The organism is Neobacillus cucumis (assembly GCF_023715505.1).
The window spans coordinates 18300-41353 of record NZ_JAMBOH010000031.1 but is presented as its reverse complement, the minus strand read 5'-3'; the positions used below and the strand labels follow the sequence as shown (position 1 = coordinate 41353).

Genomic DNA, 23054 nt, shown 5'->3' with positions numbered 1-23054 from the left:
AAAAAAATAAAAGTGCCATAGGACACTTTTACTTTTTCAACATATCAAAATCCACCTTTCCCATTCTGTCAACAGCCCCTATACGGCACCTTTATCTTTTCTTATATCCCCTAACAATTTTACAAAAACCCACATGTTTCAACCAAACCAGCCAGCCAATGTATGTATCTTATTTCCTTTCCCGTTAAATCTCTGTCCAATCTGCTTGAAATTAGACGAATTAATTGTTTATATCTCTCTTCGTCAGTTACATAGCCGATGGCATCTAAATATTCTTTTCTACTCATCATAATTTTTATCTCCTACAAATTAATATGATTGTGATTATATTTTTCTAATTGTTCTTGTAAGAGTGATATGTAATTCATCATTGCCATTCTCACTATCGATACGGTTGGTAAAATTGCCCCTAACAAGCTCAACCGTAGGTTTAAAACAGATCGTCCTTATCAAAAGCTCACGGTTGTATTTCCTGAAGAGTTAATAAATTAAAACAACAAATATACCAAATAACTTGAGATTCTGTAAAATATTTTTTATTTTTTGTAAAAAAATTTTTACCAACAAATTTTCGTTTCAGGAAAATGAATTTCCCATCCTAGATGTTCTAAAATTCTTCCGTTGCCTTTCCTACCTTACTTTGAAACATGTCTACTAGACAGGTGGCAAATAGACACCAAAGCAGCATAATTGAGTTATAATGACACACACCCACTAAATCCCCACTTTGTCACAAAGTTCGGCCGGCTCCAGATGTTTAATTTCTCTCTTCTTGCCAAACTCTCATCGTCCCTATATAAATCTAGATATCTATAGGGTGGATTCATAATATATGCCACTCGTGCGAATCCATCTTTTAACAAGGCTTCTTGAACAGATTGGCCCTCAACATAAACATAGGCCAACAGTCGACCATAGACATCCCTTATGTTCCCCTGCTCGTATTCTATCGTTATAGTGCCGTTATTCACCAGCTCGTCATTCCTTAAATAAGCTTCCTTTGCGTAAGGCTGGCACACATGTCTGGCTTTTTCGATTCCGGTGTATCGATCAATAAATAACGAACGGTTTCGATTTTCCCCTTCACTCTTACCTTTATGGTATCTCCATCCACAGTATCGACGAATGTAACGGGTACTTGTCCTGTCGGGCCGACCAAAGCTTCATCCTGACGTGAAGTAGTCGCTGAAATCTCATCCTGCTGTAGGCTGACCCTGGATTTTATTTCTTCTTGCTGAAAAGATGGCGGATGTAAGGCTAGAAGTGTTGTGGCTGCTACTAATGCGACTCCTGTTATTCTTTTTCGCAATATAAATACCTCCCTAATTTCAAGCTTCCAAGTCTACAAATTGTCCAAATAGCTTGTTAAAGCCTCTTAAAATACCCCGCGAACAAAATCACATCGGCGTCTTGTTCCACACTGCCCGATTCACGAATATCAGACATCATCGGTCGTTTATCCGCTCTTGATTCCACTGAACGATTTAGCTGCGCCAAACAAATGACGGGGCAATTAAAATCCTTCGCCATCGTTTTCGGTGATTTAGAGATTTCAGTGACCTGTAAATGGGAATTCCATCCGTAAATTTGACCGGATTGGATCAGTGTTAAGTAATCAATCAAAAGGATCGGTTTCTTGGTTGGAAATTGATTCATCATTTTCCGCGTCTTCGCTCTTATTTCGGCAATGGATTGTCCTGCCCCATCAAAAATTTGCATATGGGTTTGATTGAGAGCACCAATCACATCCGACCATTTATCCTTTTGACTTTGACTGAGCATTCTTTTCGGATCACGCATTTTTGCACGGTTATAGCCCCCTGTTGAAGCCATTAATCGGGTGGTAATCAACCTTTCCGGCATTTCTAAGGAAAATACGAGTGGCAAGTAACCAGCCCAACCCGTCATCTTGGCAAAATGAAGCATCATATCGGTTTTTCCCATGGAGGGTCTTGCGGCTAGAATCGTTACTTCCCCGTCCTGGAAGCCACCCGTTACTTCGTCAAGTTTTTTGATTCCCGATGGGGCGCTTTTTAGCGTTAATTGATCTTCCCAAGGTGCCTCATAGATATCGGACAAGGCTTGCTGTAAAGACGTGTGATCCACCATCTTCATTTGATTAATCTTGTCCAATTCGCCAATGACTTTCGCAATCTCCCAATCATTCAGGGCTGCAATCGTCAAGATATTTCTCTTCTCCCGTTCCTTCCATAGGTCAAGAATGAGCTTCTCCGTGCTTTCAAATTTTTCGAGATCCGCAAACGATAACAGCTCAGAAAGGTAAGACATTCCCCCGAATGAATCGAGATCGGGTATGGTGGTCAATGTGATCAAATCAATATTCTTACCGGACCGGTTTAACTCGACCATTTTTCGCATTAGTTCTTTATGCCGTGTACTTTCTAGCTGTTCAGGCTGGACCACGGTATCCTTGAGTAAATACTCTTCTTTCATTAAGCACCCTAAGAACGCTTTTTCCGCTACACTCATCACTCTTCACCCGCCGTTAAATCGAGTTTAAAACCACTTGGAATTTGTCGTCCGGTTGATATCGTAGATTGCTTATGCTTGAGTGCAGGTTTATGGTTGTTCTCATGATACGAATCAATTTCTTCTACTGTCAGAAGAGATTCATTTTCCCAGTTTTTCAAAATTCCAACCACATAACTCAACCTTCTCTTGTTATTAGCACAGGCAATTTTCATTGCTTTTATAATGACCTCTTTCCGCTGTAGGAAGCTGGAATCCTCTAACCAAGCTAACAGCTGCTGTTTCGCATTGAGGTTTGAAATACCAAATCCATTGTTGTCCCAAAATTCAACAAGTTCATTCACATCTTTTTGATTATTCACTAATGGATTCACGATATCTGGATTTTTCTCTATATTTGGATTAAAAGATTCTTGTTGTTGTTTTTCTTTTTCTTCTTCTTTTTCTTTTTGCCCACCTGTCGTATAACGAGGCGTGAACGTATCGTCACGATCTTCAAATTGAGGTTCTTGATATGTATCATTTTCATCTTGGCCACTTGCTTCGTTGCCGAACATCATCTCTTCTTGTTGACAAAAGGCTTCATAAAGGCTGCGAATTTCCTGTTTTTGAATGGGTTCCAAAACATATCGAATCAGTGATAAATCTTCTACCTCCTTTAACTCGGATAAAATACAATCTATCACCGGTTTTCCGCCTTTTTGCAGATTATCTTTACCCCAGTTTTTAATCGCAAGTTCTCTTGTTACAGGATTGTAACGAATCAACTTGTGATGCGTGATAAATCGTTCCATTAACGAATGAACACTCTCAATCGAATAACCGAGATCAAACGCTATTTGTTTTTTCGTAATTTTGTAGATTCCAATTTGAGTTGTTTGTGGATTCGTTAGAAGATAAATGTAAAAATATCTATCCTCCGGGGTCATTACTTCTGAAACAATTGGATTCGTCCAAAAATCAGTACGTACCATTCTAAACTTTGCCATCTTCCACCACTGCCCTTCTTCTTATAAAAATTTCTTCTCACTTGATATATAAATAAATGAAGCAAATGGTCATATGATTTTCATTAGAATGTGAATAGCTTATGACACTCTTTCTTCACCTTGTCCATTGTGGTGGCTTTCTGTAAAAGCCTCCGTCTTTTGGCACTTCTACCATATCGAGATTTGCGGGCCAAAGCGAATTTCACTTTTTCGCATTTGAGGGCACTTTTAGCGCTTAAAAGCAAAAAATCGCCTTCAAATTTCGAATTTGAGGGCGTTTTTTGCCATTTAGCGTCAATTTTGAACTTTTTTTGAAGGCGTTTATCTTTTTTTAGTTATGTAAAAATCCTGTTTTTCTCTGAGTAGTTTTATCAATATATTAAAGACAAAAAGATAAGCGTACCACAATAGAATAAGGAAGAGCCTTTTTTTATTTTTCCTTCAAAGTCTTTTGGAATACTTTTTCCTACAAGTGGGGAAATTTATTAATGATTCACACTCATTTTTGTGATTGTTCCATAGACGTTTTTATTCCCCTTTAAGGAAGTGGTGACCATTCATAATAGTACTAGCGACTTATTTAACATAGAAAGATTGAAATGTTTGATAATCTCATCGTTAAAAGGAATCTCACAGGTAGTATTGGTGGAAAACTCCATTTCCGGATTTATTATTTTGGCCGCCATTACCATTACATCCTATTCTTTAGGAATTATTGCTTTTTTCTCAAGTCTGATTGGAACGTTAATCGGGAAAGCAGGTGGAGCCGACCAGAACAGCGTCAATCAAGGATTGTATGGATATAACTCTGTTCTGACAGGTATGGCCCTTTTCTTATTTTTAAGCGGGGATGACCGCTGGTTCATCGCTTTAGCAGGTTCTGCAATCGCCGCTTTATTTACAGCAGCCATGATTTATATCATGAAGCCCACTGCAATCCCAACTCTAACCTTTCCATTTATTGTCCTAACCCGGTTTTGGCTCCTTACTACATATCGATTAGTTACATTCAAAATCAGCCCTGAACTTACACCGCAATCTTTATCCAATTGGACCCTAAATATAACCGGAGAGACAAATTGGCTTAACGGCGCTGTGAACGGAATGGGGCAAATTTTTTCCTTGATAATCCCTTTTCTAGTATCCTGCTATTTATTGCGGTTTTTTGGGCTGGATGGAAATTAGGGCTTTATGCGATAATCGGGAACCTAGCCGCCCTAATCACTTCTTATTTACTCGGTGGTGAACACCATTTAATTTTTATGGGGCTCTATGGTTACAATGCCATTTTAACCATTATTGCGGTTTCAATCGTTTTTAATGACTACGATCGGAATGGATTACTATATGGAATAATTGCTGCTTGTTTAACCGTTCCGATTACAGCAAGTATTGTCACTTGGCTTTTGCCGTACGGCCTGCCGGCATTGACCATGCCTTTTGTTTTTTGCTCATGGCTATTCCTTTGTGCTAGGAAAGTTCTTCCTTTATTTTAATAAAAAAGCATCCGGACCAAATAAAATGGTGGATGCTTTCTTTTATTAGTCTTGATGATTACTCATCATATATTCCTGCATCCAATCAGATCCAAAGTTTAAATAAGCCATCATTCACACCTAAATTATACATATAGTAAAATCCAAAAATCGTACTTAGAGCTCTTGTTGCTAATATTAGTGTTCGCCCTGCTGTGACTCGTTTAATACATAAAATATTCCGCATACTGTTTACGTGACATTTCAAAACTCATTTTTTCACACCCTTTTCAACCGATCCATCCGTTCTATTGTTAAATCCATACACTTTACTTTCTCCTGCATAACTAACTAATTCTACTTCTTTTTCATCCCCCGGTTCAAAACGAACCCCTGCTCCTGAAGGAACATTTAATCTTTTTCCAAAAGCTTCTTCTCTATTAAATTTCAGGGATTCATTCACCTCATAAAAATGGAAGTGTGAACCTATTTGAACTGGGCGATCCCCCGTATTCGTCACCTTTATTCTGAAAAGATCTCTTCCTTCATTGCAAATAATCGGCTCTTCTTTTAAAAATAACTGACCTGGTTCCATTTCCATGTGTTTATCCCTCCTACTGTTTCCTAGCGAATTGGATCATGTACGGTTACTAATTTTGTTCCATCTGGAAAGGTAGCTTCTACTTGGATATCGTCGACGATATCTGGAATTCCTTCCATTACATCTTCACGTTTTAAAATAGTAGCCCCATATTCCATTAATTCAGCCACTGTTCTGCCATCTCTTGCGCCTTCTAGCACTTCATAGGTAATAAGTGCTACAGCTTCAGGATAATTTAATTTCAACCCTCTATCCCTTCTTCTTTTAGCAAGATCTGCTGCGACAACAATCATGAGTTTATCAATTTCACGGGGAACTAGTTGCATTGCAAGACACCTCCATTAAAATACCAAAAAATAACTTCTAAAATTTTACACATTACTTCAATAAAGTTCTCCATTTAATTTCTAAATTAAATCATTTATGGAATAATTATTTTAAAAATATAGTTATTCTCTTCCTAAAAAAAATAAAAACGGAAGCCTCTTTATGCTTCCGTTTTACCTTTAATTAGATGAATTGAGATACCTTGCGTAATTTGAATGACCTTGTCACGTGCATTATATACATTCGTTTTTCCAGCCAGCTCTGTGAGCTTGACTATAGGATGATAATTTCCACGGATGACATTAGTATAATCCTTTTTCCCAGTTTGAACCTTTTCAGCCTTCACCCGTCGATTCCAGACAATGGTCAAGTTTCCTTCGAGCCATGACGGAATCTGATCTAAACTAGTAAGCGTTAAGCTTTTCTCGGTTACCGTCACTTTGGTCTGAATAGATTTGCTCTTATTTTTCAATGTCACATCATAGCGTCCAGGTGCAGGTAGTGTATAGTGCGAATAGGGAGTTAAAAAGGATCCAGTTCCTTCGCATTTTGTTTCGTAAGAGTGACCGATCAGATCGGGCAGCTCCTCGACATTCCCATCTAACAGTAGTTGTCTGATACGAGTCGAACTAATTTTTTCCCCTTTGTGTTCCACCTTATCGACCGTAGTTACCTCAATCCGATTTCCGGAATCTTGTTTTAGTGTCGTCATATTTCCTGCACCTCGGCGGCCATAAGAAAAGTCATATCCTGCTACTGCATGAATAACACCCAGATTAATCAGATATTCCTTAACAAAAGCTAGAGGTGACAACCCTGCAAAGTCTATATCGAACTCCACCAGGTAAAAAGTATCAACACCTAGTTCACTAAGCTTCTTTTCTTTTTCGGACTGCGGCATTAAATAGTGAAAACACCCCTTCCCCCCGATGACCGTTTTCGGGTGAGGAAAGAAACTCATGACGGAAAGAGAGACTTGTCTTTCCTTTGCTTCCTGCCATGCGGTTTGAATCACTTTTAGATGCCCATGATGGAGACCGTCAAAACATCCAAGTGCCATAACCTTTGCGCTTGCCCTTTCCTGATAAGCAGCCAAATTCTCCTTATTTAAATAGATTGTTTCCATACAGTCTCCTTTCATGTTCCAAAAATGAAATCAGCTTATACTTCTGCCAATGCACGATATTTTCCGTTGAAGAAAACAAGCGGTTCCTTCTCTTCAAGGTGAATATCGGTTACTTTTCCAATAAACAACGTATGATCTCCTTCTACATGCACCACGGATACTTCGCAAGCCACCTGTGCGCACGCGCCTGCTAATACTGGTTTGCCATCTAGACGATCAAAAACAACTTCACGAGGTTCCTTGATTTGTCCGGCAAAAATCATCGAAAGCTCTTGTTGATCCGCAGCCAAAATATTCACGGTAAAGATCTTGCTTTCCTTGATTTTATTTAAAATTTTTGCTCTTTCTCCTATTGAAATGACAACAAGCTTTGGATCAAGGGATACAGACATGAAGGCATTTGCTGTCATACCATGTATATCTCCATCCAGTTCCGTGGTAATCACGGTTACCCCTGTTGCGAATTTTCCCATTGCCGTTCGAAATTGACGATCATCCATCTCTATCAACCTCCCAAGATTATTTTTATGTAGTAGAAATATTGAAATTACCCACCTTTATTTTTGGTATCCTCCATCACGCGCAGGGTTCATCCTTATGATTCATTATTTAATAAATCTTAAAATATTCTCCACGAACGGCTCGGTTTTTTCGATTTGTGTCCAATGGCCGCATTCATTAAAAACATGTAGTTCTGCATGCGGAAGCAATTCAATCAGACGGTAGCTTGTATCTTGAATGGGAATAACCCTGTCATTCAAGCCATGGAATAACAGTGTTTGTACGTTAATGCTTTGAATTTGTTCATCCGTTAACGCCAATTCGTCCAGTTTTTGTTGGCGAGGCTCTGGGAACATGGCCGAAAAGGCATCTTTCACTTCGGGTTCCATACTAGCTTCATAGCGAAGACGGACTAATTCTTCATTTTTCGCTGCTTTTTCATCGTAGGAGAATAACTCAATTAATTCTCGCATGGATTGCAAACTTGGCTCATAACCCCAAACACGTTCTAACCCTTCTGAAATTTGGTGTTTAATGCCAACACTACCCATTAAAATTAATTTTTTTACAAGGTCCGGTCTTTGGTAGGCAACATGGAGTGCTAATGCACCGCCCATTGAGTTGCCGACTAAGTGAACAGGCTCATCAGACACGGATTCAATAAAGCTAATTAAATGTTGTACCCACAATTCAACGGTATATTGATGATCGGGGAGTTTATCCGTCTTACCAAAACCAATAATATCTGGTGCAAAGACATGATAGGATTCACTTAAACGTGGGATAATTAAGCGCCAGTTTGCGAAGGCAGATACACCTGGTCCTGACCCATGAATTAAAATAATTTTTTCTGCTCCGTTCCCTTCCTCATGATAGTGCGTGTTAATCCCTTTCACATCCATATATTTTGAGATAATCGTCATAATGCATTGCTCCTTTCATCTATTAAAAAGAGATAGAGGAAACTATTGAAAGCTTCCTCTCGCTTTTAGATTCCATTCATTGTGAGCTTGTACGATAGAGGGAAGTCCATGTTTCCCCTTTCAACAAGCTCACCTTTAACAATTCACCATCGTTTATTTTATTGGTGCAACTGCCTTTTTCCTCACTGGTGTTCCATATTCAAAGAACTCTTGTGGTAAATTAGAACCGTACCAAATAATGGCATGCTCTAAATCTTTCCCTTTCCATTCAACCGTTTTCCAGTCTGGGTCAAAAATTTGATATCCCGTGTCACCGAATAATTCAACACGATTGCCCCCTGGTTCAATCACATATAGGAAGTAAGCCTGAGAAACACCGTGCTTGCCAGGACCTGCTTCAATTTTAAAGCCGTGCTCTACCAATAATTCACTCACATCCATTAAATGTTGGGGATACCCGTACCAGTAGCAAATATGATGCAATCTTCCCCTTTCAGCTAACGCGTCTCCCATGATGGCCACTTCATGCACTAATGAGTTTGAACTTAACCATGCTGCAACATCTGTATTATCATCATTTAGAATGCGTTCGCGCACTTTAAATCCAAGTGCATTTTCTAAAAACTCAACGTTTTTATTTGTTTCGTTCGCCAGTAGATTCACATGGTCTAATCGGCGTACTGGTACTCCGCGGCGTGGACGTTTTTGCGGACGATTCAGAAGTGGCGTTGCTTGCTCTTCATTCGGTTTGAAATATTCAACCTCCCAAAGAATTTCCATTTTATGACCATCTGGCGTTGTGAATTGGTAGGCTGGTCCATGACCGACATCGCCTTCAATCCACCCCATTCCATAACCTGTCGCTTCAATCTCTCGTACACGACGCTCTAGAGCTTGCGGTGATGTGGCACGCCAAGCCACATGCCCAAGACCCGCTTCCTCATTTTTGGTAATGATCAATGTATGATGATAGGAATCCTCGTAAGCACGCATATAAACAGAATCACCTTGGCGGTGAGATTCTTCCATCCCTAAAATTTCTTTAAAAAACCAAACAGACTCTTCTACTTTAGGACTATACATTTCAATATGTGCCAGATGTGCTACATCAAAAATAGGTTCTTTCATCATTTCACATTCCCTCCAAAGTTTTATTTACCAAATTGGGTTTCCTTTAAAGCCAAAGATTGACTTGCCATATGAGGCCATTGCATCTTCGTAATGGTGTGTCGGATGAGAAGCCGCTGTCATAATATCACGCACGAACAATTCGGTAGGCTGCCCTTTAAATACGGAGTTTCCACCTAAAGTTAATAAAATACGGAGCGCCATCTCAGAAGTCGTTTTTGATATATGCCCACGAATTCCGAACAATCTTTCACGCTCTTCTTCATCCAATGTACGAATGCGATTTTGTTGATAATACGTTAACCTTTCAACATAATCATTTGCTAAGCCTTTTAAGGAACTTAATTGTAGCTTTAATTCCGCCAGTACACGTTGACTGCTTGCTGCTTCTTTTTCATTTGAATTATTGTTAAAAATACGAATCCGATTTTCTGTTTTTTCTTGGAAAATATCAATCAATCGTTCAATGCCGCCAATCTGAATAAATTGGAAGCCCATTAAAAACCATGGGATATATGGTACATTAAAAATTTGATAATCAGGCTCAAAATTGCCATCTACCGGACCTGCACCGTTAATAACACGGGTTGCATGGAAAATTCGATTCGGCGGTATGTAAACGTTATCAACTTTCACCGCGTTGCTTCCTGAGCCGCGCAAGCCCATTGCATCCCAGTTATGGACGATTTCCGCTTCCTCTTTATTCAAAATGAATAAACAATATTCTGGCTCTGTCCCATCCTTTAGCTTGGTGATGGCGCCTAGTCCAATCCAATCACTCCAAAGCACTCCGCTGCAGAAGTTCCATTGCCCTGAAAGGCGGTAGCCTTCGCCATCCTCTGTTACTTTCCCAACAGGGGCAAACACATCTGCCATTAAGCCACCATGTCCATACAATTCATCACGGCTTTCTTTTGGTAAAAACGCAACCCAGGTTTCATGAATAACAAAGAAATAACTTATCCATGCAGCGGCGATACTATGATTTGCGATCGTTCGGATGATTTCACCAAAAGTAAAGTAATCTAAATCTTGGCCGCCATATTCCTTTGGCCGTAAAAGTTTATGAAACCCAGCTGCTTTTATTTTTTCAATTACCTCATCTGGAAGCTTTGAATCTTGATCTGCCTTTAAAGCGTATTTCTCAGCTAATAAACCGACTTCCTTTGCCATCATAAGAAGTTCTTCTTTGTTGGGAGTCTTTTTCACTTCTAAAAGATTAACTGTCATATACCTTCCTCCTTTAAAGTAAACGTTTTCAAATTCTATAAAGCATCTACCACTGATTTGAATTATAATATTTAGAATATTTTAAATATACCTACAATAGGTATTGAATTTCGATTGTTTTTAAAACGTTTCCTACTAAATACTATCTTTATATATTTAATTGGATTGCGTAAACTACGAAAAAGCCTTGTCCATCAACAAAGTGAATGGGCAAGGCATTATATTTTAAATCTCAATTTTTCCTTTCGCTTTTAAAATATTGATGGCTAAATATAGCGTGAAGGCATATTGTGTGTCATTCAGATCATGGTTTAAAATCTCACTAATTTTGGCCAGCCGATAGCGTAATCCGCTAATCGACATGGATAATTCCCTCGCCGTATTGTTAATACTGCTTCCATTATCTATATAGGCAAATAACGTTTTTATTAACTCAAATTCATCGCTATCTACATCTAATAACTTACCAATATGTTGATTCACAAAGCGCTCAATCAGCACATCATCCTGTATTTGGAATAAAACGCTTTCAATTCCAAGCTCTTCGAAGTAATATACATTTTTTCGATTGTTTGTTGCACGTAATGCCGCCAATGTTTCCTTGTATAGCGTGACAGTTTGTGAAAACTCCTGGATGACCGAGCTAACACCGACAGAGATTCCATTTTTCGGAAAGCGCTGCGAACAATTCTTTAATAATTGATCAATAAACGTAGACTGTGAGATATGTAAACTTTCAAAAGTAGGATACTCAATTAAGATAATAATTTTGTTAAGTTTCTGTGAAACAATAGTATTGATCTTGCGCTCTTTCAAAAATAGATGAATATGACGAATCCATTCCTCATTAACCGCTATTTCATGTTCAATTTTTGATTCCTTTACAAATCGTTCTAACGTTAGCATCCAATAGGTCGAGGAAGGATTGAAATTTAAATAATAGGCGATTTTATACATTTCTTCCTTTGCTAATCGACCTTCTAGGATATCATTTAAAAAGCTGCGTTTAATGGTTTGCTCCGTATTAACCTTTATACTTTCATTCAATAAAATGAGCGAAGACGTTAAAGCAGCCTTTTCAATAATCATATAATCCAGTTCATCTGGCTGCTGATCTCCTGTGTAAACAAAAGAACAATATCCTTTCATCTGCTGTCCGGCTAAAATGGGGGTGCGCAGTATAGAAAGCTCCTCTGAATAACGTACGAATGTTGTATTCGAATCTCTAAGAGTATGTAACGTAAGCTGTTTCGGAAGGTTTCCTGATTTTACAAGAATTTGATGATATTCATCTTCAATAAAGACTGGTAATCCAGTCGTTTCATATAAAATATCCACCACTTTTTGTAACCCTTGGTTCGACAGCAGTTCCTCAATTAATTGCCGGTGTATATCGCTCGCTTTACTTAAATTGTCCCGCTCCGTTTTAAATTTCGCTGTTATTTCATCGAGTTCCTTGATCATGCTATTAGCTTGATAATAACTCAGGTCACTCGCAATTTCTTCTCCCCACTTTTCAATTGGCATACAAATGCACTTACATTGCTCGTGGCCCATCGCCCGGCATTCCACTTCCTTAACAAGGATTGGCTGTTGCAGCACTTTTGACAAGTAACCGCTTGCATATCCACACAAATTGTGACAAACAGGCTCATTACTAAGGCCTTTGGCTTTTAAATATTGAGACGCTTCAAACGTATTAATCCAAAGGACTTCAATAAAATTGCACCTCTTATTCTCATCAAAGCTCATTTCCAAGATTTCCACTTTATCTAAGTAACCATGCATCCTGTGAAATTTAGGACCTGCATGGACCAAATCCATCTCATCATCCCATTGCAATGACATGGCTTTTTCCGCATCACTCACACCACAATGCCAGCCGTAGCGAATAAACACGCCTCTTGTTCGTTCCTCGCCAATGACGGTAGTGAGCTCATTTTTCAAATTAGTTCTGGCTTCAATCGGGATTGTAATGATTCGTTCATAAAATTCATTCAAAGCTGCTTCTTTAGGTAATTCAAAAGCATTCTTTATGTGCATTTGCTTAAAACTCATTTTTTTACTCAACCCCTTAGTCTGTACTCAATCGAACAAATGAACAGTTATCATATACCACGATGGAAATTCTATTTTTTCCACTTTCACATTTTTTTGTTTTGCACTCTATGCTACCATAATTTACAGAGTACAATTTTCATTCTAACATATTTTTCTGAAAACTTAGATATTATTGCATAATAATTCAGCTAATCCCTTGCAACCAAAAAGCCAATGGAAAATTTAGGCCCTTGAGGTGATAGATGGTGTCTACATATGGTTAAAGCTTGAATCGCAAAAACCGACGGCGCATCCGCGTCGTCGGTTTTTGCGATTCAAGCTCGTCTCTGCCCGGCTGCGGCAAGACTTCTCTAATTAATTGTTTCACTTTCATAGACTTTTTTTCCTTGCTTTCTTTGATGATTTCACCGATGTATGCCATTAAACTGATGTGTATTACGCATTGCAATGCTTTAATCGTCCCAATTTCATTTGGAATGTCAACTTGCTTCATCAAATGATAAAAGACTACAGAATGTCCATTTGGCTCAGCAACCTTAATAAGTAACGCCTATTAACCCCAACCAATACCTTGATAGCCATATAAATTACGGCCGTAGGTATAAACAGCATCCTCATACAAAGAAGTAACATGTGTGGCAACTGCAATAATATCACGTACAAATACTTCTATCGTGTCATTCTTTGTTAGAGATGCCCCTCCTAGTGATACCATTACTGTCGTAGCAATATCCTGACAAATTTTTATAATTTCTGCACGAACGGCAGAAAACTCACCTTTTTCATAAGGACCTTCTGTTTCATACGTCGCTAATAAATCGTAATAGTGATCCATTAATCCATTCGCTTTTTTATATTGCAACATAAGCTGAGCTAGAATTCGTTGACTACGTGGAGAATCTTTTTCATTCTCCCCATGTAGACGGACTCGGGCTGCTGTTCTCTGCTTATACTCATCGATTAAACGTTTGGCTCCACCTAATGCCATATTCGGGAATCCAAGATAGAATGCTGAAAAGTATGGCACATGATAAAATGGATAGTCTGGATCATAATTAGAACCCACTGGTGGACGACGTGTATCATTCGCAACCTCAAGTCTTAATACACGCCTTCTTGGAATAAATACATCCGATGCAACTACCTGGTTACTACCTGAACCACGTAAACCAAATGTATCCCAGTTTTCATTTACTTGGACTTCTTCTTTACGCATGAATCCCATGATAAATTCAGGACGATCCCCTTCAGGTAATTGAGCAAATGCCCCTAATCCAATCCACTCTGCAAACGCAACACCACTTGTATAGTTATAAGTACCAGTTAACCGAATTCCGCCATCTACAACAGTTACTTGTCCAACAGGTGCAAAAACATCAACGATTAAACCACCTGATTTTATCATTTCATCTCTACCTTCTTGTGGGAGGTGTGATGGTAAAGAGTTGTGTAATGGGAAGAAATAACCTACCCACGCAGCAGAGATATTATGGTACGCAATAGTGCGTACAATTTCTCCTAGGCCACGTAATGATATTTGTGGCCATCCGTATTCTTTTGGAAGCATTGCACGTGTAATACCTGCTTCCATCAACTTATTAACAAAGTTTCGAGAAACAGATGCATTTAGTTCTGAAGTTACTAATTCTGATTCAGCTAGTTTGCCAGCTTCACGAGCTTTTTCAATCAATTCTAACTCTGTTTCAGTAAACCACTTATTCAATACTTTCCCTTGAACTGTCATATATGAGCCCCCATTCTGTTTTTGTTAATGATATTAAAAGAATTCTCTCACTGCTGATAAAAACTCGTTCTTTTTCTCTACCTGAATCCAATGTCCACATTGAGTAAATAAACGCAATTGAGCATTTGGCAGATAGTTCATCATAGCAAGGCTGCTCTCCTTCGCCACAAAACGGTCATTATAGCCATGCAATAGTATAAATGGTTGTTGCATTTGTTTTAAGGCATTTGGTGGAATAATGGCCTCACCTGGTCCAGGGAACATATTATGATTATATGATTCTCTAATTTCTGGTCTTTGCACCATTTCATAACGGATTTTTAAAATATCATCTAAGGAATCCTTTATCAATGACGGATCATGCACGAACCATGTAGTAAGGTTACGTAAGTTTTCGAAAGTGGGATTTTTATAAAAACCAACCATACGTAAAATTTCAGCCGTTGGTGGAGCTTCTCCACCTGCACTTCCCATTAACATTACTTTTTTAACTCTTTCTGGTGCATGTAGTACAACATTTAATGTTACATAACCACCCATAGAGTTCCCGATTAGATTAAATACATGGATATTCTTTTTATCTAATAGCTCAAGAACTTGGTCCACTCGACATTGAGTCCATTCCCAAAAGGTTTTAGGATGGATGTCAGGATGCTCGGTATGACCAAAACCATACATATCTGGTGCAATGACATGATATTCTTCTGAAAGTTCATTTAGCATGTGCTGCCAATTGCTAATAGAATTGGCTCCTGGTCCTGATCCATGTAAAAATACAAGGACCTCTTTATTTTCTGTTCCGGTCTCACAATAAAAAGTTCGATAATTTCCTGTATCAAGAATTTCTGTTTGATATACCACGTTGACACCTCCTAGGCTTCAGTTGATTCCTCATTGCCAATAACTGCATCTTGTCCCCAATAAGTTAAACCAACTTTTAAATCCTCTGGAGTCCATTGAACAGGCTCCCAGTCTGGTTCAAAAATTAAATAACTTCCTGAAAACAGTTCGATACGGTGATTACTTCCTGCATCTTTAACATATAAGTAAATCGCTTGAGAAATACCATGTTTCCCTGGACCAACAAACTCGATGCCATACTCACTTAAAATATCAGCTGCTCGTAAAATGTCTTGTGCATTATCGAACCAATAAGCAAGGTGGTGCAAACGGTTTGGTGTTTCCGCTTCTGGTTCTGCCATTACCGCGATATCATGTACTAGCGGAGTTACACTTAACCAACCAGCTTGAATAACACCATTTCCTAAATCTACATATTCACGTAATTTAAAGCCTAAATTATCTATTAACCATTTATGAATGGCAGCTGGGTCTTGAGAAGTAGCTAAATTGACATGGTCGAATCGTCTAGGGGAAGCACCTTTACGCCATGATTTATATACTTGGTTTTTAAGTACAGACTTACGTTCTTGGTCAGGTTTTGTTTTTTCCATCTCATAGTAAATTTCAAATGGATGTTCACTTGGTAATTGGAAACGAATCGCTCTACCTTGTCCAGCTTCAACACCCTTTTCAACCCAAGTTACTTTAGCTCCAGCAGCCTCTAACATTTTAGCAAATTTTCCCACATCCTCAGGACGTTTCGTACGCCATGCAATGTGATCTACTTTTGATTTTTTCCCTTGTGTTAACGACAATGAATGATGTTCAAAATCTCCCCATGCTCTTAAATAATGTGTACCATTCACATCCTCTGTTTCTTCTAGACCTAATACTTCAGTGAAGAACCATAATGATTTCTTTAAATCCGGAGTAATTAATGCTATATGCCCTAACTTTGCAATTTCTGGTAACATAAATAAATCCCCCTTGAACAGTTATTGTTTTACAACTTCACTATACAAGAGTTAAAATATTCTGATAACGAACTAACCGTCTGGAAATGAAAACGTTATCAGTATGCTTCGTTTGGTTTTTTTATACGAAATTTTTGCTATATTGTCATAAGGAGGAACATTTTTGAGTTCACAAATAGTAACAATCAATAAAACTACCTTTCAATCCGAATATGATATAGATTACATTGTCATGACAAGGGCGATTGCCCATTTACGAAATGAAATATTAAACACCGTCGATGATGAAAAAGCTAGAGAATTAATGTTCAATTATGGCTATGAATTGGGAAAAACAGAAGCCATGTTAATGAAAGAAAAATATTTCAACATAAAGGAACTGATTAACCAAGGTCCTATTTGTCATTGTAAAAAAGGTCATTTTACAGGTTCTATTTTCGAAGGATATATAGAGCTCTACGGGGATGATACGATTAAAACGATTCAAGGAACTGGAACATGGCAGCAATCATTTGAGGCGATGGAGCATTTAAAACAATTTGGTCAAAGTGACAAACCAGTTTGCGACATACTTATTGGATTTGCTTCAGGTTATTTGAGTACGGTTTGTCAGTTTAAAGTGAATGTTGTGGAAAAAACTTGTGTTGGAAAAGGTGATGAAAATTGCACTTGGGATATATATACAGTGCAACCGTTAGTAGCAAAGTCTTCTAATGATCATACACAGGAGAAGAACTTCGATTTAATCGAATTAAGTAATATTCAAAACAAATTAATTCAATCTATAACAGATGGTGCTTCTATTGAGGAGGTTCTCCAGCAAGCATTCCTTGCTTTTGATCGCAAATTTGTTATCGAAGATATCTTTTTTAATGTTGCACATTGTATTGGTCTTGATAAAGATGAGAAAAATCTTATCCAACAAGATATGTATAATTATGATCAGCAGCAGCGTCAACAATTAGGTGCCAATTTCTTTGAGCAACGACAACAGCTCGCTTTTAACAAAAAAGTAATAACACTTGACCACCACACGCGACTATGTAATACAATCGTTATCCAAAATAAGGTTGTCGCTTATTTATCAATTATAAGCGTTCAAAAAAATCAATTTACATCAAATGATTATTTAATCCTTACCCAATTCACAAATGTAGTTTCAATCCTCTTATTAGCGAATCAGATTAAGACCAACTCAAGTGAAATGAACGAAAATCGCTTTACACATAATTTAATCAATAAAAAGCACACAAGTTATAATGAAATTCTATCCAAATCGCGTTTTTTTAACATTGATGTCAATGAAAAGTACACGATTGCAATCTTAAGATGGAACAAGAACATTTCCCCTATTCAACAAGAAATCGAACACTACCTTCAAAAGCAACTCTCGAAATACCGTATATTAATTACCAATAAAGAATTGGAAACGATCACAATCATTTTCCATCGTCTAAATAATGAAGAAGAAGTCGGCTTAATCTTAAAACATCTCTATCAAGTAGTTTGCAAACAATTTCCAAAGCATCCTCTACAAATTGGTTATAGCAATATTGGTCATTCTATAAACGAAGCAAATTCACATTATCATGAGGCATCACTTGCACTTTTTTCCAATTCAAAGAATTCAATCGCTGCCTTTCAAAACATTAGTATCCTTTCAATTTTTTTAAATGAATCAAATAGTAATCACATAATACAAATATCAAAGCATAAATTCGCTCCCATCCTTACTTTAAAGGAGCAAAAGAGCAAAGAATTATTACAAACACTTTATGTTTATTTAAATAATAATTTAAAAATCGAAACAACAATGCGTATTTTGAACATCTCTAAAAGCGGCCTCCTATATCGTTTAGATAACATTAAAAACTATTTGGAAACTGATTTAAAAGATCCAAATGAAAACTTCCAATATTTGTTATTGTTAAAAGCTATAGAAATCTCCTCCCACAAAATTAATTTAACTGAGAGGGGACATCGACTTGAATATTTTATTTTAAAATTTCTCGTTTACTAAATTTAAGAATCTAACTATATATACATCATACAAAACTGACTAACATCAGTAGTACAAACCAAGGCCATAGTTTGTACTACTCTTGTCGAACGAATAAAAGGTTTTTTCTGATAATAAAACGTTCCTTACAAAATCTAAGAAACGTTGAAAATATTCTCTTTATCTATTTAATTGTTTCACTTTCATAGTCTTTTTTTCCTTGCTTACTTTAATGATTTCCCCGATAATACTGACGGCAATTTCTTGTGTTGTTTCCGAGCCCATTTCCAAACCGATTGGGGAATGGACCTGCTCCAACTGTTCCCCTGTGATCCCTTCACTTTTTAATTTTTCAAATATGGTTATCACCTTACGCTTGCTGGCTACCATCCCAACATAAGCAATTGGAAATTGAAGTGCTGTTTTTAAGACAATATCATCACGATCTTTTGTCGCAATCACCACATATGACTTTTCATTTAGGTTGACTGTAAGCAAAGCCTCTCCTATATCTTCGTCCACAAAAAGATTTGTCGCATTCGGAAAGCGTTCCTTTGTACAATAACCAACGCGATCATCGACAATACAATAAGGATATTCCAGGAAATCAGCGAGCTTTGCCAATGCATAACCTAAATGACCGGCTCCACACAGAACGAGTTCAGGCCTGCTTGTGTATACTTCAATAAAGACCCGTAACGTACCGCCACAACTCATTTGAATTCCGTCTTTTGCATGTCTATTCAATTTATATTCAACGATTTTCGATTGGCCATTTTGGATTGCCTTTACACTTTCTTGGATGATATAGTGTTCAGCCAAGCCCCCTCCGACTGTCCCTTCAATCGACCCATCACGGTATACAATCATTTTCCCAACATGACTGGGAGTCGAGCCCTTTGATTCGATTATCATGGCTAAAGCAAATGTTTCGTTAAGACGATTAAGCATGGCCACTTTTTCCATCAATAGCATGACTAGCTCCCCCTTTTTTTGAAAAAATTAATTCGTTTGAGTTTGCTTCAAGCTGAGAAAATAGCGTAACAGATTTAATGCAACAGTTTTTCTATAGACGGCCGTGGAGCGCTGATCGTCGATTGGACGAATGATCTTATCGAAGTCTGCCAAAATCGGAGCAATATCTGAATTTGCTAATGGGATGGATTTTCCAATCAGCTTCTTCTCAATATCAAAGGAACGAACCATCGTAGGTCCGACCGCCCCGAAGGCAAATCGAATGTCATCGATTCGATCTTTGCTGATCCGGACGAAACCTGCAAACGATACTTTGGCAATGGCATCGGCATTGCGGTTGCCGACTTTCTCAAAAACAACATGAGCACCTTCTTCCAATACGGACGGGAGAATAATCTCCGTCACGATTTCATTAGGAAAGCGCCCGACCCTTCGTGGACCCTGAATAAAATCGCTAATCGCCACGATGCGATTACCATTTATGGAGTGCAGCAGAAGCCTTGCATTGTATACATATAATAATGGAAGCGAGTCACCGGCTGGAGAGGCGTTACAAATATTGCCGCCTAATGTTCCACGGTTTCGGATGGCCGGGGCCGCAATGGTTTTAATAGCGTTCTTTAAAGCAAGAGGTATTAACGGATGTTCAAGTAATTCACTATACGTACAGCAGGCCCCGATGTGGAGATCCTTTTTATCTTGATAAATCTGCTTTAGCTCGGAAAGATGATCAATAAAAACAATCGGTTTAGGGATTTTCGGCGGTACTCCCCTTCTGCTTTTGTGAAGAACCATGACATCGGTGCCTCCGGCTATGATGACGCAATCTTCACTATTCAATTGGCTCAAGGTTTGGTCCAAACGATCAAAGCGGTACGCAGTTATTTTCTCTGCCATATGCCGACCCCTTTTTTAGCTGCCAGGTTAATGGCATCCACAATCATATTGTAGCCCGTACATCTGCATAGATTTCCGGAGATTCCTTCACGAATTTCCTCCTCTGAAGGATGAGGGTTATGGGATAATAAAGCGGCACTTGCCATGACCATTCCAGGAATGCAGTAACCACATTGCACTCCTCCTGCAATCGAATAACACTCATCCAAAATCTTAAATTGGTCGGTTTCCATGATCCCTTCTATTGTTTGAATATCGGCTCCCTGAATCGAGCCAATCGGGATCAGGCAGCTGTTTTGCAGGAGGTTATTGACAAAAACACTGCAGGCTCCGCATTCTCCTTCACCGCAGCCTTCCTTTGTACCGATTAACTCAAACTCATCTCTTATTAAATCTAGTAATCTTGTTGTGGCCGGGGCATCCGTTTCTATTGTTCTTCCATTCAGTATAAATGTAATCAACCTTCTTCACCTTCTCTCATCAAAAGACGTTCTATAATGACTTCCGGTGTAATCGGAATTTGCTGAAAAGAAGTTTGCAGCGCATCCTCGATCGCAGCCTGAACGGCTGGAGCGCCGCCGATTAATGTCAATTCACCTGCGCCCTTCGCCCCGTATGGACCATCTGCATAGGGATTATCAAAGACTTTGCTTTCGATGGAAACGACGTCCAATGAAGTCGGGGGTCCATAATCCGAAATGCTTCTTTGTTGGATTCTGCCTTGCTTAGACGTCATTTTTTCTAAATATCCGTACGCTAATCCTTGAGCCAAACCACCGTCAATCTGGCCTTTCATGATCCGGTCGTCAATGACCTTTCCCACTTCATAATTGGCGTATACTTTTTCCAGCTTTACATTTCCGGTTAGACTATCCACTTCTACTTCTACGATATTCACACCCCATGAATAAGCTGGGTAGGCATCTCCGGTGAAGCTTTTTTCGTCCCAAGGAATCATTTCACGGTGAACATAGTTCTCTACTACTTCCTGTTCCACCCCTGTTTGCCATTGAGCCTTCAGTTTTTTGGCGGCACGTTCCAGCAATTTTCCGACAATCATCGTCGTCCTAGAGGCTACGGTCGGTCCAGAGTCGGGAACCTCTTTGGTATCGGGATTAGGGTACAAAACTCTGTCAAACGGGAGGTCGAGTTCTTTGGCGACAATCTTACTCAATGTGGTATAAATGCCTTGTCCCATATCAGAATTGGAGATTTTTAGCATCACTTTGCCATCCTTTGATTTAACCAGCTTCACTGTTGCTTTGATATGATCTCTTTCCCCACTGCCTGTAAATCCACAGCCGTGGAGAAACAACGATGTGCCAATGCCTTTTTTATAGCGATGATTTTGTTGATTATAACTGTGAAATTCCTCCTTTCTCTTTTGATATTGTGACGTGCTGAGTAAATCCTCAATCATATCTTCTACCAATATTGGATCACGGAATTTTCCTTTGGTGATGGTGGGGTCTCCTTGTTTGACGAGGTATTTTCGTTTATATTCCAGTGGTTCGGTGTTTGCTAGTTTACTAAGATGCCCGATATGACTTTCGATTCCGGCAAAGCTTTGTGGAGCACCAAAGCCTCTGAAGGCACCGTTTGGAACGGTATTCGTTTTTAAAACATAGCCTTTTGCATGAAAATGTGGAATTTTATAGACACCGGCACTGTTTAGTAAGGCACGCTGCAGCACGACAGAGCTCAATCCCGCATTCGCTCCCCCATCAAGAAAAATGTCCACACACATGCTCAAGATCTTTCCTTCCTGATCAAGGGCCGTTCGATAGCGAAGTTTGGCCGGATGCCTTTTGGTCGTCACCACCATATCTTCAGAACGGTCGAACACAAGCATGACTGACTTTTTGACTGCTTTTGCGGCAACCGCTACGTGACACGCCATCATTGAAGGAAAATCTTCTTTGCCGCCAAAACCTCCGCCGGTAGGGCTTTGAACCACTCTGACTTCATCGTCACCACAGGCTAAAGCGCTTAACAATGCATTTTTTATATAATAAAGACATTGCATCGAACCTTGGACGACGATTTCATCTTCCTTATAAATGGCGAGCATTCCTTGTGGCTCCAGGTAGACATGCTCCTGATAACCTGTATCGTATTCTTCTTCAATAATTTGATAGGCTCCCTGCTCGATTGCTGAAATACGATCTAAGCTTTCACCAAATTCATAGTTTGCCATTACCACCCCAGCGGATGATTTTTGTTGAATGGCCTCTTCCAATGTATATATCGCCCGATGCTCTTCAAACTCGACCTTCACTTCATTTAGCAAACCATACAGAGTATCCAGGTCTTCTCCAATCAGCATAAGAATCGGTTCCCCAATATAATTGACCCACTCATTGGCAAAAATAGGCTGATCTTCTTGAATAATTTTTACATAATTCGGCCCTGGAATCTGCTCTGCTCCCACTGCTTCATATCCTTCTGGCAGGTTCGGTAAATGAATAGAACGGATTTTCCCATAAGCAATCGGCGACCGAACCAAAACACCATACACCATGTTTTCCACTTTCACGTCACTTATATAAGCCAATTGGCCCGATACTTTCCCTTTATGGTCCTTTTTGGGCACTGAGGTGCTTATGTCTTTTAGCTTCATTCCGGCAACACCCTTCGACTCATTTTTTTATAACGGACACGTCATAAATAGAAACCTCTTCCTACGATTTTATAAAATAAAAGAGTCTTTTATGATTATTTTTATTCAAAAATGTCTAAATAGCCCTTCCATCCTTCATTTCTTAACATAT

22 protein-coding genes and 2 pseudogenes are annotated in these 23054 nt (G+C 38.8%); 2 read left to right on the top strand and 22 right to left on the bottom strand.

The window, feature by feature from the left end:
• Nucleotides 1–119: 119 nt before the first annotated feature.
• The 6 genes and pseudogenes from M3226_RS26510 to M3226_RS26485 form a co-directional block, all read right to left on the bottom strand.
• Nucleotides 120–290, bottom strand: a complete 171-nt coding sequence (locus M3226_RS26510) for a hypothetical protein (RefSeq protein ID WP_251571797.1) — start codon at nucleotides 288–290, stop codon at nucleotides 120–122.
• Between the two features lie 273 nt (nucleotides 291–563).
• Nucleotides 564–688 (bottom strand): annotated as a pseudogene (locus tag M3226_RS26505) (Fe-S oxidoreductase); the annotation flags it as partial.
• 7 nt (nucleotides 689–695) lie between these two features.
• Nucleotides 696–971 carry a thermonuclease family protein gene (locus tag M3226_RS26500; protein ID WP_251571795.1) on the bottom strand — a complete coding sequence of 92 codons (276 nt, stop codon included), beginning with the start codon at nucleotides 969–971 and terminating at the stop codon, nucleotides 696–698.
• 14 nt (nucleotides 972–985) lie between these two features.
• Entirely contained in the window at nucleotides 986–1309 is a 324-nt protein-coding gene (locus M3226_RS26495) for a thermonuclease family protein (RefSeq protein WP_251571793.1), read from the bottom strand.
• Between the two features lie 56 nt (nucleotides 1310–1365).
• Entirely contained in the window at nucleotides 1366–2490 is a 1125-nt protein-coding gene (locus tag M3226_RS26490) for a DnaB-like helicase C-terminal domain-containing protein (protein WP_251571791.1), read from the bottom strand.
• Entirely contained in the window at nucleotides 2490–3479 is a 990-nt protein-coding gene (locus tag M3226_RS26485; RefSeq protein ID WP_251571789.1) for a DnaD domain protein, read from the bottom strand. The genes M3226_RS26490 and M3226_RS26485 overlap by 1 nt, the downstream gene beginning before the upstream one ends.
• Nucleotides 3480–4025: 546 nt before the next feature.
• Here M3226_RS26485 and M3226_RS32875 point away from each other — a divergent pair.
• Nucleotides 4026–4975: pseudogene (locus M3226_RS32875) on the top strand (urea transporter).
• 250 nt (nucleotides 4976–5225) lie between these two features.
• Here the strand turns inward: M3226_RS32875 and ureB are convergent.
• The 12 genes from ureB to M3226_RS26415 all read right to left on the bottom strand — a co-directional run bounded on the left by ureB (nucleotide 5226) and on the right by M3226_RS26415 (nucleotide 16412).
• Nucleotides 5226–5549 (bottom strand): urease subunit beta, encoded by a 324-nt coding sequence (ureB, locus tag M3226_RS26470; RefSeq protein ID WP_251571821.1) that lies wholly within the window; start codon nucleotides 5547–5549, stop codon nucleotides 5226–5228.
• A 29-nt stretch (nucleotides 5550–5578) separates the two neighbouring features.
• Nucleotides 5579–5881, bottom strand: a complete 303-nt coding sequence (locus tag M3226_RS26465; RefSeq protein WP_251571785.1) for an urease subunit gamma — start codon at nucleotides 5879–5881, stop codon at nucleotides 5579–5581.
• Between the two features lie 161 nt (nucleotides 5882–6042).
• The gene (locus tag M3226_RS26460; RefSeq protein ID WP_251571782.1) at nucleotides 6043–7008 is read right to left on the bottom strand and encodes an FAD synthetase family protein; all 966 of its coding nucleotides are present in this window, start codon (nucleotides 7006–7008) and stop codon (nucleotides 6043–6045) included.
• 35 nt (nucleotides 7009–7043) lie between these two features.
• A complete protein-coding gene (locus M3226_RS26455; protein WP_251571781.1) occupies nucleotides 7044–7508 on the bottom strand; it encodes a flavin reductase family protein in 465 nt (154 codons plus the stop codon).
• A gap of 105 nt (nucleotides 7509–7613) precedes the next feature.
• Nucleotides 7614–8432, bottom strand: a complete 819-nt coding sequence (locus tag M3226_RS26450) for an alpha/beta fold hydrolase (RefSeq protein ID WP_251571779.1) — start codon at nucleotides 8430–8432, stop codon at nucleotides 7614–7616.
• 153 nt (nucleotides 8433–8585) lie between these two features.
• Nucleotides 8586–9563, bottom strand: coding sequence for a catechol 2,3-dioxygenase (locus M3226_RS26445; protein WP_251571777.1), 978 nt, complete (start codon nucleotides 9561–9563; stop codon nucleotides 8586–8588).
• A 24-nt stretch (nucleotides 9564–9587) separates the two neighbouring features.
• The gene (locus M3226_RS26440) at nucleotides 9588–10790 is read right to left on the bottom strand and encodes an acyl-CoA dehydrogenase family protein (protein ID WP_251571775.1); all 1203 of its coding nucleotides are present in this window, start codon (nucleotides 10788–10790) and stop codon (nucleotides 9588–9590) included.
• A gap of 225 nt (nucleotides 10791–11015) precedes the next feature.
• Nucleotides 11016–12848 carry a helix-turn-helix domain-containing protein gene (locus M3226_RS26435; RefSeq protein ID WP_251571773.1) on the bottom strand — a complete coding sequence of 611 codons (1833 nt, stop codon included), beginning with the start codon at nucleotides 12846–12848 and terminating at the stop codon, nucleotides 11016–11018.
• A gap of 262 nt (nucleotides 12849–13110) precedes the next feature.
• Nucleotides 13111–13347 carry a hypothetical protein gene (locus M3226_RS26430; RefSeq protein WP_251571771.1) on the bottom strand — a complete coding sequence of 79 codons (237 nt, stop codon included), beginning with the start codon at nucleotides 13345–13347 and terminating at the stop codon, nucleotides 13111–13113.
• 57 nt (nucleotides 13348–13404) lie between these two features.
• Nucleotides 13405–14595: an acyl-CoA dehydrogenase gene (locus M3226_RS26425; RefSeq protein WP_251571769.1), complete on the bottom strand. Its 1191-nt coding sequence runs from the start codon at nucleotides 14593–14595 to the stop codon at nucleotides 13405–13407.
• Nucleotides 14596–14628: 33 nt separating this feature from the next.
• Entirely contained in the window at nucleotides 14629–15456 is an 828-nt protein-coding gene (locus tag M3226_RS26420; protein WP_251571767.1) for an alpha/beta fold hydrolase, read from the bottom strand.
• Between the two features lie 11 nt (nucleotides 15457–15467).
• Entirely contained in the window at nucleotides 15468–16412 is a 945-nt protein-coding gene (locus M3226_RS26415) for a VOC family protein (RefSeq protein WP_251571765.1), read from the bottom strand.
• 163 nt (nucleotides 16413–16575) lie between these two features.
• Between M3226_RS26415 and M3226_RS26410 the strand changes: the two genes are divergently transcribed.
• Nucleotides 16576–18432 carry a V4R domain-containing protein gene (locus M3226_RS26410; protein ID WP_251571762.1) on the top strand — a complete coding sequence of 619 codons (1857 nt, stop codon included), beginning with the start codon at nucleotides 16576–16578 and terminating at the stop codon, nucleotides 18430–18432.
• 159 nt (nucleotides 18433–18591) lie between these two features.
• Here the strand turns inward: M3226_RS26410 and M3226_RS26405 are convergent, their stop codons facing one another.
• The 4 genes from M3226_RS26405 to M3226_RS26390 are packed head-to-tail and all read right to left on the bottom strand — an operon-like array spanning nucleotide 18592 to nucleotide 22903.
• The gene (locus M3226_RS26405; RefSeq protein WP_251571760.1) at nucleotides 18592–19386 is read right to left on the bottom strand and encodes an XdhC family protein; all 795 of its coding nucleotides are present in this window, start codon (nucleotides 19384–19386) and stop codon (nucleotides 18592–18594) included.
• Nucleotides 19387–19413: 27 nt separating this feature from the next.
• A complete protein-coding gene (locus tag M3226_RS26400; protein WP_251571758.1) occupies nucleotides 19414–20283 on the bottom strand; it encodes an FAD binding domain-containing protein in 870 nt (289 codons plus the stop codon).
• Nucleotides 20268–20744 carry a (2Fe-2S)-binding protein gene (locus M3226_RS26395; protein ID WP_251571756.1) on the bottom strand — a complete coding sequence of 159 codons (477 nt, stop codon included), beginning with the start codon at nucleotides 20742–20744 and terminating at the stop codon, nucleotides 20268–20270. Before M3226_RS26395 ends, M3226_RS26400 begins: the two co-directional genes overlap by 16 nt.
• A complete protein-coding gene (locus M3226_RS26390) occupies nucleotides 20741–22903 on the bottom strand; it encodes a xanthine dehydrogenase family protein molybdopterin-binding subunit (protein ID WP_251571754.1) in 2163 nt (720 codons plus the stop codon). Before M3226_RS26390 ends, M3226_RS26395 begins: the two co-directional genes overlap by 4 nt.
• Nucleotides 22904–23054: the final 151 nt, after the last annotated feature.

Coding starts and splice junctions, on each gene's coding strand:
- M3226_RS26510 (WP_251571797.1), bottom strand. CDS start 290: ATGATGAGTAGAAAAGAATATTTAGATGCCATCGGCTATGTAACTGAC.
- M3226_RS26490 (WP_251571791.1), bottom strand. CDS start 2,490: ATGAGTGTAGCGGAAAAAGCGTTCTTAGGGTGCTTAATGAAAGAAGAG.
- M3226_RS26485 (WP_251571789.1), bottom strand. CDS start 3,479: ATGGCAAAGTTTAGAATGGTACGTACTGATTTTTGGACGAATCCAATT.
- ureB (WP_251571821.1), bottom strand. CDS start 5,549: ATGGAACCAGGTCAGTTATTTTTAAAAGAAGAGCCGATTATTTGCAAT.
- M3226_RS26465 (WP_251571785.1), bottom strand. CDS start 5,881: ATGCAACTAGTTCCCCGTGAAATTGATAAACTCATGATTGTTGTCGCA.
- M3226_RS26460 (WP_251571782.1), bottom strand. CDS start 7,008: ATGGAAACAATCTATTTAAATAAGGAGAATTTGGCTGCTTATCAGGAA.
- M3226_RS26455 (WP_251571781.1), bottom strand. CDS start 7,508: ATGGATGATCGTCAATTTCGAACGGCAATGGGAAAATTCGCAACAGGG.
- M3226_RS26450 (WP_251571779.1), bottom strand. CDS start 8,432: ATGACGATTATCTCAAAATATATGGATGTGAAAGGGATTAACACGCAC.
- M3226_RS26445 (WP_251571777.1), bottom strand. CDS start 9,563: ATGATGAAAGAACCTATTTTTGATGTAGCACATCTGGCACATATTGAA.
- M3226_RS26440 (WP_251571775.1), bottom strand. CDS start 10,790: ATGACAGTTAATCTTTTAGAAGTGAAAAAGACTCCCAACAAAGAAGAA.
- M3226_RS26435 (WP_251571773.1), bottom strand. CDS start 12,848: ATGAGTTTTAAGCAAATGCACATAAAGAATGCTTTTGAATTACCTAAA.
- M3226_RS26425 (WP_251571769.1), bottom strand. CDS start 14,595: ATGACAGTTCAAGGGAAAGTATTGAATAAGTGGTTTACTGAAACAGAG.
- M3226_RS26415 (WP_251571765.1), bottom strand. CDS start 16,412: ATGTTACCAGAAATTGCAAAGTTAGGGCATATAGCATTAATTACTCCG.
- M3226_RS26405 (WP_251571760.1), bottom strand. CDS start 19,386: ATGCTATTGATGGAAAAAGTGGCCATGCTTAATCGTCTTAACGAAACA.
- M3226_RS26400 (WP_251571758.1), bottom strand. CDS start 20,283: ATGGCAGAGAAAATAACTGCGTACCGCTTTGATCGTTTGGACCAAACC.
- M3226_RS26390 (WP_251571754.1), bottom strand. CDS start 22,903: ATGAAGCTAAAAGACATAAGCACCTCAGTGCCCAAAAAGGACCATAAA.